This window comes from Actinoallomurus vinaceus (assembly GCF_039542055.1).
Taxonomy (GTDB): domain Bacteria; phylum Actinomycetota; class Actinomycetes; order Streptosporangiales; family Streptosporangiaceae; genus Actinoallomurus; species Actinoallomurus vinaceus.
Map to the genome: position 1 here is coordinate 476,819 of NZ_BAABHK010000003.1, position 16,155 is coordinate 492,973.

Annotated in this window: 8 protein-coding genes; 1 reads left to right on the top strand and 7 read right to left on the bottom strand. The window is 71.0% G+C overall.

The window, feature by feature from the left end; all coding sequences use genetic code 11:
* Positions 1–94 precede the first annotated feature (94 nt).
* From ABEA24_RS13205 to ABEA24_RS13215, 3 genes are all read right to left on the bottom strand, one after another.
* A complete protein-coding gene (locus ABEA24_RS13205) occupies positions 95–7,144 on the bottom strand; it encodes an SDR family NAD(P)-dependent oxidoreductase (RefSeq protein ID WP_345431046.1) in 7,050 nt (2,349 codons plus the stop codon).
* Positions 7,145–7,208: 64 nt separating this feature from the next.
* Entirely contained in the window at positions 7,209–8,786 is a 1,578-nt protein-coding gene (locus ABEA24_RS13210) for an acyl-CoA carboxylase subunit beta (protein ID WP_425551189.1), read from the bottom strand.
* 192 nt (positions 8,787–8,978) lie between these two features.
* The gene (locus ABEA24_RS13215) at positions 8,979–10,019 is read right to left on the bottom strand and encodes an SGNH/GDSL hydrolase family protein (protein WP_345431048.1); all 1,041 of its coding nucleotides are present in this window, start codon (positions 10,017–10,019) and stop codon (positions 8,979–8,981) included.
* A gap of 300 nt (positions 10,020–10,319) precedes the next feature.
* Here ABEA24_RS13215 and ABEA24_RS13220 point away from each other — a divergent pair, with 300 nt between their 5' ends.
* Positions 10,320–10,523: a cold-shock protein gene (locus ABEA24_RS13220; RefSeq protein WP_345431049.1), complete on the top strand. Its 204-nt coding sequence runs from the start codon at positions 10,320–10,322 to the stop codon at positions 10,521–10,523.
* 209 nt (positions 10,524–10,732) lie between these two features.
* On the opposite strand, the gene ABEA24_RS13225 is transcribed toward ABEA24_RS13220, so the two are convergent.
* The 4 genes from ABEA24_RS13225 to ABEA24_RS13240 form a co-directional block, all read right to left on the bottom strand.
* On the bottom strand, positions 10,733–11,761 hold the full coding sequence (locus ABEA24_RS13225; RefSeq protein ID WP_345431050.1) for a WD40 repeat domain-containing protein: 1,029 nt from the start codon (positions 11,759–11,761) through the stop codon (positions 10,733–10,735).
* Between the two features lie 26 nt (positions 11,762–11,787).
* Entirely contained in the window at positions 11,788–13,902 is a 2,115-nt protein-coding gene (gene uvrB, locus ABEA24_RS13230) for an excinuclease ABC subunit UvrB (protein ID WP_345431051.1), read from the bottom strand.
* A 148-nt stretch (positions 13,903–14,050) separates the two neighbouring features.
* Positions 14,051–14,725, bottom strand: a complete 675-nt coding sequence (locus ABEA24_RS13235) for a response regulator (RefSeq protein ID WP_345431052.1) — start codon at positions 14,723–14,725, stop codon at positions 14,051–14,053.
* Positions 14,722–16,038 carry a sensor histidine kinase gene (locus ABEA24_RS13240; RefSeq protein WP_345431053.1) on the bottom strand — a complete coding sequence of 439 codons (1,317 nt, stop codon included), beginning with the start codon at positions 16,036–16,038 and terminating at the stop codon, positions 14,722–14,724. Before ABEA24_RS13240 ends, ABEA24_RS13235 begins: the two co-directional genes overlap by 4 nt.
* Positions 16,039–16,155: the final 117 nt, after the last annotated feature.

The following is a 16,155-nucleotide window of genomic DNA, read 5'->3' on the forward strand; positions in this document are numbered from 1 at the left end:
ACGGCCGTCTGCGGTCCGCCGGCGAGCGGGCACCGGCACCCGGCCTTCCACCGTGCCGGTAGCGGCGGTGACGCGCGGGAGCGGCTGACGCCTTTCAGGCCTCGAAGGACTTCGTGAGCCGTCCGATCATCTCCGGGAGGTGGTTCCGGAGGTAGAAGTGATCGCCCGGGTAGACGTGCGTCGTCACGGAGCCGGTCGTCTGCTCCGCCCACCCCTCCAGGTGTTCGGGTCGGCAGAGTGGGTCGTCGTCGCCGGCGAACACGACGATGCGGCAGCCGAGCGGACCGGACGCCGGCTTGAACCGCCAGGCGCGGTACAGGGCGTAGTCGTACGTCAGCGCACGCCTGGCGCGTTCGAGCAGGGCCGGCTCACGCCGGATCTCCGGGGGAATGAAGGCGAGAGCCTCCAGGGCCTCGGGACTCTCTTCGCGGAAGAGGCGTTCGGACAGCTCGTCCATTCCCGGGCCGTCGGGCGCCGGCATCGCCGAGAGCCCCAGCGTCACCGGCGCGATGCCGTGGCCGTGCCAGAGGGCGCGTGCGGTCTCGAACGCCAGCAGGCTCCCGCCGCTGTGCCCGAAGAACGCGAACGGGCGTGCGTCCGGATTCGCCGCGATCATCGACGCCAGCTCATCCGCGAGCGCGAACAGGTCGGTGCGCGGTTCCTCCTCCGCGCGGTCCTCACGCCCGGGCAGCTGGACGGCGTGCGACTCGACATGCCCGGGCAGCAGGTCCGTCCAGGGCAGGTAGGTCGACGCCGAACCTCCCGCGTGCGGGAAGCAGTACAGCCGCGTCGTCGCCTCGCGCCGTGGAGCGAACGTCCGGAACCAGCGCCCGGTCGCATCACCCTTGCCGGCGGGTGGAACGTCGCGGACCTCCAGATCGAGATGTTCCAGCAGCTGACCCACCAGCTCTCCCGCCGTGGGATGAGTCCACACGAGGGTGGCGGGAAGCTTCACCCGCAGGTCCACTTCGAGCCGGTTGCGCAGTTGCAGCGCGGTGAGCGAGTCGAATCCGAGGTCGGACAGCACCGTGGTCGAGTCGATCGAGGCGCTGCTCAGCCCGAGGATCACTCGCGTGCACGTGCCGAGGTGGCTCAGGGCGATCCTGCTTCGCTCTTCGGGCGGCGCGGCCCGGAGCCGGGCGGTGATGCCGTCGTCGCCGATGACGCCGGATTCGGTGGCCTGCCGGATCGGCATCTCCGCGAAGAAGGCGGAGTCGGCCGCGCTCGGGGCGGCGTGGAACCAGTGCTCGGGATCGTGGACGAACACGCCCGCGTTGGTCCGCTCGTGGTCGATCAGCTCCGCCAGTGAGCGCAGGCCTTCGGCGGTGCTGAACGCGGCATACCCGCGGTGCCCCAGCTCCGTGGCCCGGCCGGCCTCACCCCAGACGCCCCAGTTGATCGCCTGGGCGGGCAGCCCACGGGAGCGCCGCCACCGGGCGAAGGAGTCGAGCCAGTCGTTGGCCGCGGCGTAGTTGCCCTGTCCCGGGCTGCCCAGCAGCGACGCCACGGATGAGAACAACACGAACCAGTCGAGCGGAAGGCCGGCGGTCGCCTCGTGCAACCGCCAGGCGCCCGTCACCTTCGGCCGCCACACGCGGTCGAACCGCTCGGCGTCCAGATTGCTCAGGGCGCCGTCATCGAGGACGGCCGCGGCGTGCAGCACCCCGGACAGCGTCCGTCCGTCCGCGGTCGCCGCCGCGACCAGCCGCTCGGCCACGCCCGGTTCGGCGATGTCACCGCGGACGACCTCCACCTGCGTGCCACCGGCACGGATCCCGGCGAGCGCGGCGGCCGCGGTCTCCGACGGCGCCGACCTGCCGCCCAGCACGATCCGGCCGGCGCCCTGGCCGGCGAGCCAACGGGCCAGTTCCAGGCCGAGGCCGCCGAGCCCGCCGGTGACGACGTAGCTCGTGCCGCGGCGTACGACCGGCCTGCCGCCGGGAGGGAGCGCCACGTCGGCCTCGCCCTGCCGGGGCACGGTCAGGACCAGCTTGCCGATGTGCTTGGCGGCGGCCATGTGCCGCAGCGCCGTCGCCGCCTCGGTGAAGGCGAACTCGGTGCAGGCCGGCGGGGCGAGCCGGCCGGCGGTGAACTCCTCACGGAGTTCGGTCAGGAGCTCCCGGATCAGCGGACGGCGCTCGCGGCCGAGAAGGGCCAGATCCACGGCGGTCACCGTGATGTTGCGGCGAAGGGCCAGCAGACCCAGCTTGGCGTTGGCGTAGATGTCGCGTTTGCCGATCTCGATGAACCGTCCGCCGATGTTCAGAACGTCCAGACCGGCGAACAGAGCCGGCCCGGACAGCGAGTTCAGCACCACGTCGACCCCCTCACCACCGGTGGCGGCGAGGGTCTGGGCGGCGAAGTCCAGTGACCGGGAGTCCATCACGTGCTCGACGCCCAGCTCACGGAGGTACTCGCGCTTGCGTTCGCTGCCGGCGGTGGCGAGGACCTCCGCGCCGAGCGACCGGGCGATGGCGATCGCGGCCAGGCCGACGCCCCCGGTCCCCGCGTGGATGAGGATCCGCTCGCCGGCGGTGAGGCGGCCGACCCGCGTCAGCGCGTACCAGGCGGTCAGGTGGGCGGCCGGCACGCCGGCGGCCTGGACGTCGGTCATGCCGTCGGGTACCGGGACGACCGTCTCGGCGGGCAGCGTGACGAAGGTGTCGGCCGTACCGTCGTGGAACGCCATCACCCGGTCACCGATCCGCAGGTCGTCCACTCCGGGGCCGACCCGGGCGATGACACCGGCGCATTCCAGGCCGAGCCGGCCGGAGGTGCCGTGCAGGTCCGGGAACAGGTCGAGCATGTGCATGACGTCGGCGAAGTTGAGCCCGACCGCCCGCGTCTCGATCTCGACCTCGCCCTGCGCCGGCTCGCGACGCGGCCGTGCGACCGCGCCGATCGTGTCCAGGTCGCCGGGCCGGGCGATGTCGAGCGAGATACGGTCCCGGCCGTACCGCCGGGTCCGCCGTGGCCTGGTCCGCCAGGTTCCGTCGCTGACGGGTGCGTTCACCAGCCGCGCCGCCCACCGCCGGCCGCCCCGCCACGCGATCTCGTCGTCCGAACCCCCGGCGAAGAGCTCGGCGACGAGGTCGCCCACCGCGCCGGTGCCCGGCTCCACGTCGACGAGAGTCGTGCGCAGGCCGGGATACTCGCACATCGCCACCCGGGCGACGCCACGCAGCCCGCCGTGGACGAGCGCCGGCGCCTCATCCCCGGTGACGCGCTGAGCGCCCTGGGTAACGATCCACAGCCGGGGCGCACCGGCCTCGGACAGCAGTCCGGCCAGCTCGACGACGCGCATCACCTCGTCACGGCACCGGTCCCCGATCTCCGGGTCCGCCGACGCCATCGGGGACGGGAGGACGACGACGTCCGTGACGGAGGCCGACGTCCGTCTCACCGCCGCCCAGGGCGCGGTGGCGTTCAGCAGCGTCGCGGCCGCCCCTGCCGCGGCCAGTTCGGCGTGCAACGCCGTCGGCAGCGGATCGTCGCCGTCGCCGAGGACGAGCCAGCTGCCACGGGTCGTGGCCGGACGGTCCAGCGGCAACGGCCTCCAGCGGATCTCGTGGAACAACCGCTCGTGCCGTGAGGCGGACGCCGGCCCCTCCATCGGCGCGAACCGCACGTCGGCGGCTTCGGCCACCACGGACCCGTCCTCGGCCAGCAGCCGAAGCGTCCCGGTCGCGCCTTCCTCCGAGACCACCGCCGGCGTCGTCTGGCAGTACGCGGCGGTCCGACCGGGAGCGAGGACACGCAGCGACCCCACGCCGACGGGGAACAGCAGCCGTGATCCGGCGCTGCCGGTCGCGGCGACCGCCGAGATGAGAAGCGTCTGCAGGCACGCGTCGAACAGGACGGGATGCAGCCGGACCGGACCGGCGAGCGCCCGGGCCGCGGGCGGCACGCCCACCCGCGCGAGCGTCCCACCGTCGGCCGCCCGGTGCAGGCTCTCCACCCCGGCGAAGGCCCGGCCGTGGTGATAGCCGTCGGCGCGGAGTCCGGCGTAGCGGTCGTCGACCTCGATGCGCTCCTCGTACGCCGCGCGCAACGCGGTCAGGTCGACCGGCTCGGGACGGGCGGTCCGCGGCAGGCGGCGCAGTTCGGCGGTCGCGTGAGTGATCCACTCGTCCTCGCCGTCACCCTTGGTGAGCATCTCGACGACCGCCGTGTCCTCGCCGCGCGGGGTGAGCGACGTGTACAGCGTCGTGTGCTCGTCGAGCGGCAGCAACCGGACGAAGCGCACGTCGGACAGCTGGACGTGTTCCGCGGCGCAGTCGAAGAACTCGGTCCCCGCGGCCAGCGCGGTCTCGCAGTACGCCGCTCCCGGAAGGACCGTGACGCCTTCCACCTGGTGATCGGCGAGCCACGCCAGTGCGCCGGTGCCGACATCGACCTGCCAGACATGTCTGCGTCCCGGCTCGGGCACGGCCGTGTGTGCGCCGAGCAGCGGTGGCCGGATCTCCTCCCCCGCCGCCTGCCGCGCCGGGTGGGGCAGCGGCAGGTCGATCCAATGGCGGATCCGGTTCCAGGTGGTCGCCGGGGCCTCGACGAGCGAGCCGGCCGCGTACCGGCCGAAGTCGAGGGGAACGCCCGCGCAGTACAGGCGGGCGAGCTGGCCCGTGATCGTGCGCAGGTCGTCGTTGTCGCGCCGGATGGTGTGCGCGACGATCGCGTCCGCGTCGATCTCCTGGAGCGTCTCCCGCATCGCGTGGCCGACGATGGGGTGGACCGACACCTCGACGAACACGGTGTGGCCGTCCTCGGCCGCGGCCCGGACGGCGTTGGCGAACCGGACCGGTTTGCGAAGGTTGTCCGCCCAGTACGCGCCGTCGAAGGCCACCGTCTCGCGCGGATCCTCGGTGACGGTCGAGTAGACCGGCACGTCGGGGCGTTCGGGCCGGATGTCGGACAGCGCGTCGACCAGCCGAGGGGCGTACGGGTCCAGATGCGGCCCGTGCGCCGCCACGTCAGCGGCCACGAACCGGGCCGTCAGCCCGCGTTCCTGCCAGCGTTCGACCAGGTGCCGGACCGGTTCCGGGTCTCCCGCGACCACGGTGGCCGACGGAGCGGAGATCACTGCCACCGTGACGCCCGGCACCTGCCGGAGTTCCTCCTCGACCTGCCGGTGGGGAAGGTCCACCGAGGCCATCGCCCCGGTGCCGGCCAGCGGTACCAGCTGCGCGGCGCGGCGGCAGCTGACCCGTACGCCGTCCTCCATCGACAGGGCACCGCAGACCACCGCGGCGGACACCTCGCCCATCGAATGCCCGAGCACCGCGGCGGGCCGCAGGCCGAGGGACCGCCAGACCGCCGCCAGCGCCACCTGCGCGGCGAACAGGGTGACCTGGACGCGGTCGATCTCGGTGACCACCGTCGGAGCGCGCAGCGTGTCGGTCACGGAGAACCCCGCCTCGGCGGCGATCAGCGGCTCCAGTTCGGCGATCGTCGCGGCGAAGACCGGTTCCTCGTCGAGCAGGCGGCGCCCCATTCCGGCCCACTGCGAGCCCTGGCCGGAGAACACCCAGACGGCGCCCACGCCCGCCGCGTCGCGTACGGTGCCGGTGAGCGAGTCCTCCTCATCGCCCTCGGCGAGCCGGTCGAGCCGGTCGATGAGCTCGTCCACCGAGTCGGCGACCACCGCCGTACGCGCCCGGTGGTGCGAGCGCCGTGCCGCCAGCGTGTGCACCACATCGTCGAGGCCGACGCGGTCGCGGGCGCCGGTCAGCCACCGGGAGAGCCGCGCGGCGGCCGTGCCCAGCATCTCCGGGGCGGTCGCCGACAGCGGAACCAGTGCCGGGCGCGGCGGGGAGTCCGTCCGCGGCTCCGTGGCCACCGGCCCGTCCGTGTACTCCTCCAGAACGATGTGCGCGTTGGTGCCGCTGAAGCCGAATGAGGACACCGCCGCCAGGCGCGTCGGCGCCTCCACCGGCCATGGGCTCGGTTCGGTCGGCACGAAGAAACGGGTGCCGTCCGGCGAGATCTTCGGGTTCCAGCGCTGGAAGTGCAGATTGGGCGGGATGACGCCGTGCTGGACGGCGAGCACGGCCTTGATGAGGCCCGCGATGCCCGAGGCCGACTCCAGGTGGCCGATGTTCGACTTCACCGAGCCCAGCGCGCAGCGTCCCGTGCCGTTCCCGTAGATCGGGGACAGCGCGCGGAACTCGATCGGGTCGCCGACCGGCGTCCCCGGGCCGTGGGTCTCCACCAGCCCGACGAGGCCGGGGTCGATGCCCGCCTGTTCGACGGCCGCGGCGTAGACCATGCGCTGCGCGTCCTCCGACGGGTGGACCAGCCCTTGGGACCGCCCGTCCTGGTTGATCGCGGAGCCCCGGATGACCGCCAGCACCCGGTCGCCGTCGCGCCGCGCGTCCGCGAGCCGTTTGAGGACGACGACGCCGACGCCTTCGCTTCTGACGAGGCCGTCGGCGCGAGCGTCGAAGGCGTGACAGCGACCGGTGGGCGAGAACATCCCCCACCGGGTCCCGGAGAGCATGAACTCCGGGCTCAGCATGACGTTCACCCCGCCGGCCAGCGCGAAGTCGGACTCCCCCGTCCGCAGGCTCTGAACGGCCAGATGGGTCGCGACCAGCGATGACGAGCAGGCCGTGTCGACGGCGACGCACGGCCCGTGCAGCCCCAGCACGTACGAGACGCGTCCCGCCGCCGTGCTGTGCACGTTCCCGATGGTCCCGGCGTACGCATCGATCTTGTCGTAGTGCGCGCCCAGGCGCACCGAGTTGTCCTGGCTCCAGATCCCGACGAACACACCGCCCTGCGTCCCCGTGACATCGCGCGGCGGCATTCCGGCGTACTCCAGAGCCTCCCAGGAGGCCTCGAGGAGAAGCCGGTGCTGGGGATCCATCGAGGCCGCCTCGGCGGGCGAGATGCCGAAGAACGCGGCGTCGAACCCGGCGATGTCGTCGAGCGTGGCGGCCCAGCGCGTGTTGGACCGGCCCGGCGTCTCCCGATCCGGGTCGTAGAAGGCGTCGATGTCCCATCGGTCGAAGGGGCCTTCCCGGACCGGGTCCCGCTTCTCGATGAGAAGCCGCCAGAGGTCATCCGGTGAGTCGACCTCTCCCGGCATGCGGCAGGCCATTCCGATGACCGCGACCGGTTCGTCCAGTTGACGTTTTCCGTCCACGAGCGGCTCCGACTCATCAAGCACAACGAATGGGGGAGGTTCCAGAGCGAGATGGGACAGGTTTTCAGAGAGGTATGTTTCCGTGCCGTTTCGGCAGCGACGTCTCTCGCTTGTTGTTCATAATGCGCAGCGCGTCGGCGATGCTCTTCCGGGTGTCGGACGGAGCGATCACCGCATCGACATAACCGCGTTCGGCGGCGCGATAAGGCGTGCAATGAGTCTTGTCGTACTCATCGATGAGCTTGGCGCGAATGCCCGCCGGATCCTCCGCGGCGCCGAGCTGCTCCCGGTGCAGGATGTTCACGGCGGCCTCCGCGCCCATCACTGCGATCTCGGCGGTCGGCCAGGCGAAACACAGATCCGCGCGCAGGTGCTTCGAACCCATGACGACGTACGCTCCGCCGTAGGCCTTACGGATGATCGTGGTGATCTTCGGAACGGTGGCCTCGGCATAGGCGTACAGAAGTTTCGCGCCGCGCCGGATGATTCCGTTCCATTCCTGCTCGGAGCCGGGCAGGAATCCCGGCACGTCGACCAGCGTGACGATCGGGATGTTGAAGGCGTCGCACGTCCGCACGAATCGCGCGGCCTTCTCCGACGCGTCGATGTCCAGGCACCCGGCGAGTTCCATGGGCTGATTCGCCACGATGCCGACTGAATTTCCGTCGATCCGGCCGAGAGCACAGATGATGTTGGGGGCGAACAGCGGCTGAACCTCGAGGAATTCGCCGTCGTCGACGATGGCGTTCAGCACCGTGTACATGTCGTACGGCCGGCTCCTGGACCCGGGGACCAGTGAGTCGAGCACGGTCCCGTCCGGGTCGCTCCCCGCCGCGTAGGCGGGTGGCGCGTCGTGATTGTTGTCGGGCAGGTAGGACAGCAGCTGCCGGACGTAGTCGATCGCGTCCTGCTCGTCCGTGGCGAGGTAGTGCGCATTGCCGGAGCGCGTGTTGTGCACCCGCGCGCCGCCGAGTTCCTCGAGCCCCACCCGCTCGCCCATGGCGACGGAGAGCACGTCCGGGCCGGTCACGAACATGTGCGATCTCTTGTCCACCATCACGACGAAGTCGGTGAGCGCCGGTGAGTACGCCGCGCCTCCGGCGCACGGGCCCATGATCATCGAGATCTGGGGAACGACGCCCGACAGGCGCACGTTCCGGAAGAAGATCTCGCCGTAGAGCGCTTGGGCGACGACCCCCTCCTGGATCCGCCCACCGGCCCCGTCGTTGATGCCCACGACCGGGCAGCCCACCTTGGCGGCCAGATCGAGGATCTTGCAGATCTTCTCGCCGTGCGCCTTGCCGAGCGTGCCACCGAACACCGTGAAGTCCTGGGCGAACACGGCCAGCGGCCGGCCGTCCACGGTGCCGTGGCCGATGATGACGCCGTCGCCGTACGGACGGTCGGCGGACTCCAGCTCGGCCGAATGGTTCCGCGCCAACGCGTCGACTTCGACGAAGGAACCGGGATCGAGGAGCAGTTCGACGCGTTCCCGGGCGGTCTTCTTGCCGCGCGAGCGTTGCCTGGCGATCGCCTGAGGCGTTCCGGGAGACCGCGACCGCGCGGCGCGTTCGTGGAACTCGGCGAGCTTCGCCGCCGCACGACGGCGGTCCGCGACGGGCTCCGCCGTCCTCTCGCCGATGGCCTGATCGTCCGTCATCGCGGGCGATCTGCCGTATTGCTCGCGTATCGAGCGGCCGTGGCCATGCGTCGCCGACTCATGATCTCGAATGTAACGATCTGATCGAGCCCGCAAGACCGAAACGTATATTATTAACGAGCCCGTAATTCGCCGGTGGAGACGAGTTTCCGGCCTGCCACCGCCGGGACCCGGTCAGCGGCGGTACTGGTACACAGGCCGGGGCGGGCCGGACTGGATCTGCCGGTCGATCAGCCGGGCGAAGCTCTGGTAGCCGAGCTCGTTCGGGTGGAAGCTGCGGGGCTCGACGGCCGGCGCGCGGAAGTCGATCGTGAGGGCGTTCAGATACGGCTGCGCCGCGCCGAGCTCGTGTCCGTCGAACGCGCCGTACCCGTCGACGAACTCCACCGTCCCGGGCCTGCCCGCGGCCGCCAGGCCCCCGTCGGCCGTGCGGGCCGCGGCGGCGATGGTGTCGTCGAGGGACCGGACGACGCCGTTGAGGTACCCCTGGTCGGCGACGCCGATGTTGTCCACCGAATGCGCCGGCTGCACCGGGAACGGCCGGGGATAGCCCAGCACGATGACGCGCGCCTTCGGCGCCCGCCGGCCGATCTGGTCGAACACCGACGCCAGCCCGGCGGGCAGCGCCGCCATGCGCGCCCGGATGTCGGGGTCCTGGTCGCGGCAGGCCGACGACCACGGGAGCCGTACGACGCAGCGGGTGACGATCTCGGAGAAGCCGATGTCGTTGCCGCCGATCGTGAGTGTCACCAGGCTCGTGTCGGGGCGCAGGCGCTCGATCTGGGCCGGCTCGCCGTGCCGTCCGCCCCGCAGGACGTCGTCGACGCGCGCGCCGCTGCAGGCCCACAGGTTGCCGCCGAGCGCGAACCGGTATCCCTGCAGCACCGTCGCGAAGTACGCCCCGTGCGACCGGTGACAGTCCTCGGCGCCGCCGGTGTACGAGCGGTCGGCATCGAGGTCCCAGGTGCCCTCACCCGAGGAGTAGGAGTCGCCGAGGGCGATGTAGCCGCCGCGGACGGCGGCCTCCAATGGGGTCAGCCGGGTCGGCAGGGGAGCGAATCGGACGCGCGGGACCCGGCATCCGCTGCCGAAGAGCCGGCACTGCTCGGTCATGGCCAGCGGGACGATCAGCGCCGCCAGAACCGCCAGAACCGCCGGGATCGCGATGAGCGCACCCCGGCGCGTACGGACACGCCCCCATAGCACGGCGACCATGCACCACCTCCGCCCCGGGAGAATGATCTCACTCTCTCCGGGCGGACGGGAGCCCTGCGGACGCCCGGCGTGGCCTCTCCAGGACGCTTGCCCGGGTTCCGGCAAGCGGATAACATACCGGTGTTGCAGTCGTGGTTTTCCGTACGTATTGAGTTTGATCTTGAGCGCCCGCGGAAGTTCTGACGGCGGGCGTTTTCGCTTCTCCGGGATAGTTTTCGCGGACGAAAGCAAGGGTCCGTATGCAGCCCCGGTACACCACCCGGTGTATCGGTGAGGCTCCCAAGAAGGAGAGAAAAAGAAGTGGCAGAAGGCACCGTCAAGTGGTTCAACGCCGACAAGGGCTTCGGATTCATCGCTCCGGACGGTGGTGGCCCGGACGTGTTCGTGCACTACTCGGCCATCGCCTCCAGCGGGTTCCGTACCCTGGAGGAGAACCAGCGCGTCAGCTTTGAGACCACGCAGGGCCCGAAGGGCCCGCAGGCGGAGCAGGTCCAGCCGCTCTAGGCTTACCTGTCCTCGAAGTAACGCGGTTTTTCACCGGGCCCGCACCGATTCGTCGGTGCGGGCCCGGTGCCGTTTCGCCGGCGTGGACGGCGCGTGCTCGCCTTACCCGCGGGCGCGGCAGGGCGTCGGCCCACGGCGGCCGCCGACGCGCCCACGGTGCCGGACAGCACGCCTAGGGCGGCCCGACGGCCCGGCCGCCGAGGGGAAGTTCATCGCCCGCCGAGGCTCCATACGCGCATCCGGCGGTCCCGGCCGGCCGTGAGGGCGACGGTACGGCCGCCCAACGCGGTGATCCGGACGGCGAAGACCTCCCGCTCGTGCTCGGTGAACGGCTCGCCGAGCAGGCGGCGACCCGCCAGGTCCCAGACGCACACCGTGCCGTCCTTGGCCCCGGTCACCGCGATCGGCCGGCCGTCCACGACACCGACGTCCATGCACTCGATGCCTTCGTCGTCCTGGTCCTCGTCGCCGGACACGCCGATGGGCTCATCCCAGGCGCCTGTGCCAGGGTCGCCCAGCATCACCGACTCGCCGCCGGCCGCCACCACGCGGGACCGGCCGTCGACGGTCGCCAGGCCGACTCCCATGACCGCGAAGGGAGCGCGCTCGAACTGGACGACCGGGTCCTTGTCGTGGATGTCCCACACCATCACGCGGCCGTCCACGCCCCCGGAGATCACTACCGAACGCCCCCCGAGCGTGCCCGAGCCGAGCCCGCCGATGCTGTCGAAATGTCCGTACAGCTCGATGGGATCGGCGAGATGATCGATCTCCTCGTCCTCGATGAGAGAGTCGCGCTGCGACGCGTCCCATAGGCGCACCCTGGCCGGCACGCTGCTGTCGCCGCAGACGAACAGGGACCGTCCGTCCAACGCCATGGTGGACGTCTTGGCCAGCCCGCCGTGCTCGTCGCGGATGTAGGTCCGCACGGCGCCGGTTTCCAGGTCCCACTGGGCGAAGGGCTGGCGGTATCCACCTCCGCCGACGACGATCCGCCCGTCGAGGACCACCGCGCCGATCTCCAGCAGGCAATCTCCCTCCATCTCGTCGGGTCCGAACGGGTTGTCCAGTGGGTGCTCGACCCAGCGGTCATCGGCCGGATCCCACGTGAACACCTTTTCGCCGTGAAAGTCGGCGCAGACCACCAGGGGACGTCCGTCCACGACGACGATGTCGAAGTCCTGGATCGGGGTATCGGAGACGATCCGGCTGGAGAGGAGGAGAGCAGGGGTTTCCATGATCCAAAACTTACAGACGGACACCCCTAGCGGACGCCGGCCTCCTTCATGTCGCGCAGCTCGCGCTTGAGCTCCTTGATCTCGTCGCGGAGCCGGGCCGCCATCTCGAACTGCAGCTCCTCCGCGGCGTGGTGCATCTGCTGCGTCATCTGGTCGATGAGGGCCTCCATCTCCTCGCGCGGGCGCTCGCCGACGAGGTCGGCGGCGTGCCGACCGGCCTTCTGCTTGGAGGACAGGCCCGGGACCGGGGCCTTGCCCCGGCTCTGCTGCCGCCCGGCACCGCCGATGAGCTCCTCGGTGTCGGCGTCCTCGCGGGCCAGCATGTCGAGGATGTCGGCGATCTTCTTGCGCAGGGCCGTCGGCTCGATGCCGTTCGCCTCGTTGTAGGCGATCTGCTTGGCGCGCCGCCGGTTGGTCTCGTCGATCGCCCGCTCCATGGAGGGGGTGACCTTGTCCGCGTACATGTGGACCTGGCCGGAGACGTTCCGCGCGGCACGGCCGATGGTCTGGATCAGTGCCGTCTCCGACCGGAGGAACCCCTCCTTGTCGGCGTCGAGGATGCTGACGAGCGAGACCTCCGGCAGGTCGAGGCCCTCCCGGAGCAGGTTGATGCCGACCAGGACGTCGTACTCCCCCAGCCGCAGCTCACGCAGCAGCTCCACCCGGCGCAGCGTGTCGACCTCGCTGTGGAGGTAGCGCACCCGGATGCCGAGCTCCAGGAGGTAGTCGGTGAGGTCCTCGGACATCTTCTTGGTCAGCGTGGTGACCAGCACCCGCTCGTCGCGCTCGGCGCGCTCGCGGATCTCGTGGACCAGATCGTCGATCTGTCCCTTGGTCGGCTTGATGACCACCTCGGGGTCGACCAGGCCGGTCGGGCGGATGACCTGCTCGACCACGTCGCCCTTGACGCGGCCCAGCTCGTACGGGCCGGGCGTCGCGGACAGGTAGACCGTCTGCCCGATGCGCTCCAGGAACTCCTCCCACTTCAGCGGGCGGTTGTCCATCGCGCTGGGCAGCCGGAACCCGTGCTCGACCAGGGTGCGCTTGCGCGACATGTCGCCCTCGTACATCGCGCCGATCTGCGGCGTGGTCTGGTGCGACTCGTCGACGACGAGGAGGAAGTCCTCGGGGAAGTAGTCGAGCAGGGTGTTGGGCGCGGTGCCGGGGCCACGGCCGTCGATGTGGCGGGAGTAGTTCTCGATGCCGGAGCAGGTGCCGACCTGCCGCATCATCTCGATGTCGTACGTGGTGCGCATGCGCAGCCGCTGCGCCTCCAGCAGCTTCCCCTGCCGGTCCATCTCGGCGAGCCGCTCCTCCAGCTCTTTCTCGATGCCGGCGATGGCCCGCTCCATGCGCTCGGGGCCGGCGACGTAGTGGGAGGCCGGGAAGATGTACAGCTCCTCGTCCTCGGTGATCACCTCGCCGGTCAGCGGGTGCAGCGTGGCGAGCTTCTCGATCTCGTCGCCGAACATCTCGATGCGGACGGCGAGCTCTTCGTACTGCGGGATGATCTCGACCGTGTCGCCGCGCACCCGGAACGTGCCGCGGGTGAACGCCAGGTCGTTGCGGGCGTACTGCATGGCGACCAGCCGGCGCAGCAGCTCGTCGCGGTCGATCTCGTCGCCGATCCGCAGCCGCACCATGCGGTCGACGTACTCCTGCGGGGTGCCCAGGCCGTAGATGCAGGACACCGAGGCCACCACGATCGTGTCGCGGCGGGTCAGCAGCGAGTTGGTCGCCGAGTGCCGCAGCCGCTCCACCTCGTCGTTGATCGAGGAGTCCTTCTCGATGTAGGTGTCGGTCTGCGGGACGTACGCCTCGGGCTGGTAGTAGTCGTAGTAGGAGACGAAGTACTCGACGGCGTTGTTGGGCAACATCTCGCGCAGCTCGTTGGCGAACTGCGCGGCGAGCGTCTTGTTCGGCTGCATCACGAGGGTGGGACGCTGCAGCTTCTCGATCAGCCAGGCGATGCTCGCGGTCTTGCCCGTGCCGGTCGCGCCGAGGAGCACCGCGTCCTTGTCGCCGCGCGTGATCCGCTTCTCCAGCTCCGCGATGGCCTGCGGCTGGTCGCCGGACGGGGTCATGTCGGTGACGACCTCGAAGGGCGCCACCTTACGCTGAAGATCGGTGACAGGCCGCACGCTGCTCCTCCGGTGAAAGATCACTGCCGCCTCGGCGGCCCCTGGTCCGGGCGGGCCGACGGCCACGGTCCCCGGTATCAGGTCCAACCTACGCCCGGGCACCGACATTCCGGGGCACCTGCCGGGAGACGGCGCCACCAGGGGCGGATCAGCTCTCGGCCTCTCCCGGGGTGACCAGTCCCGTCTCGTAGGCGACGACGATCGCCTGGGCGCGGTCGCGCAGGCCGAGCTTGGACAGGATCCGCGCCACGTGGGTCTTCACGGTCGCGTCGCCGACGTGCAGCCGGCCGGCCAGCTCGGCGTTGCTCAGTCCCCGGGCCAGCAGCCGGAGCACGTCGAGCTCACGAGGGGTCAGCGTCGACAGGTCGCGATGCAGGGTCGCGGCCTGCTCATCCCGCCGGGCGAACCGCTCGACGAGGCGGCGGGTGATGCTCGGGGCGAGCAGCGCGTCGCCGGAGCGCACCAGGCGCACGGCGGCGACCAGATGCTCCGGAGAGACGTCCTTGAGGAGGAAGCCGCTGGCGCCCGCGCTCAGCGCGGCGTAGACGTACCGGTCGAGGTCGAAGGTGGTCAGGATGATGACGCGCGGCGCGTCCGGACCGGCCGACAGGATGCGCCGGGTCGCCTCCAGACCGTCCATCTCCGGCATGCGGATGTCCATGAGCACGACGTCGGGCCGGGTCCGGCGGACCGCGTCGACGGCCTTCGCGCCGTCGGCGACCTCGGCGACCACGTCGATCCCCTCGGCGGCCAGGATCATCGCGAACCCGGTGCGGACCAGCGCCTGATCGTCGGCGATGACGACCCGCAGGGATTCGCTCACTCCTCCCCCACCGGGATCAGCGCGCACACCCGGTACCCGCCGCCGGGGAGCTCCCCGGCCTCCAGCACGCCCTCGTAGACGGCGAGCCGCTCGCGCAGGCCGATCAGCCCACGGCCGCTGCCGGTGCGCGCCGGCGCCGCCGGCGTCCCGCCGGTGTCGGTCACCTCGACCCGCAGCTCGCAAGGGCCGTACGCGACGGTGATCTTCACGCGGGCGCCGGCCGCGTGCTTGACCGTGTTGGTCAGCGCCTCCTGCACCACCCGGTACGCGGCCAGATCCACGCCGGCGGACAACGGCGCCGGTGGTCCGGTCACGGTCAGCTCGACCTGCACTCCCGCCTCCCGGACCCGCTCGACCAGCGCCGGCACCTGGTCAAGGCCCGGCGGCGGGGCGAGGTCCTCCACGGCGACCTGGCCGAGGTCGTCACCGTTCATGGTGAGCAGGCCCATGACGTGGCGCAGTTCGGTCATCGCGGTCCGCCCTCCGGATTCGACGGCCAGCAGTGCCTGCTCGGCCCGCTCGGGCGCCGTCGCCATCACCTTCCGCGCGGCACCGGCCTGAACCACCATCATGCTGACATTGTGGGTGACGACGTCGTGCAGTTCCTGCGCGATGCGGGAGCGCTCCATCTCCACGGCCCGCCGCATGGCCGTCTTCTGTTCCGCCTCCAGGGTCCGTACACGCTGCTTCCAGGTGTGGATCGCGTTCGCCGCGAGCCCGGCCGGGATCAGGATGAGGAACGTGACCAGGCCCGGCCTGAGCGAGGGCACGACCGCCTTGTGGCCGCCGGCGATCACTCCGGCGCCCGCCAAGGCGCTCCCCAGCGCGAGCGCCCGGTGCGGGCTGTACATCACGGCGCTGTAGGCGGCGATCAGCCAGGCGGCGAAGATGAACGAGGGGTCGAACCCCGGGCTGAGGTGATAGAGCTGCGTCGCCCCCAGAACGATCCAGAACGAGACGAGGGGATATCGGCGCCGTACCACCAGAGGCAGCCCGGTCAAGACCGCCAGGATCAGGTGCCAGAACGAGGTCGGCCCGTGGTGTTGGATGAGCACGCCGGGAGGCGCGGTCGGAGCGACCGGGGGCGTCGGGACGCCCGGCAGCGGTGGCGGGACTTCCGGAGGAATCACCTGGGCCGGCACGTCGTTCACCGCCGCGGGACCGGGGTGGACGCTGAGCGTGCCGATGGCCAGGACGACGGCGAGGATCGTGTCGGCCGCCCACGCCCACCGGGACAGGGGCGGCGGGCTCGTGACACGCCGCAGCGCGGCGGTGCCGGCCTGCCACCGGCCGGCGATCTCAGCTCTGTTCACCTAGTTCTCCGAAGGATGCCCCGGCCTTCAGGCCGGGCAGGAATCCGGACTACGCCAGGACCGGCCCGGTGGAGCCGAGACGGTCCAAGAACGGGGTCCACCGGAATCTGACGAATC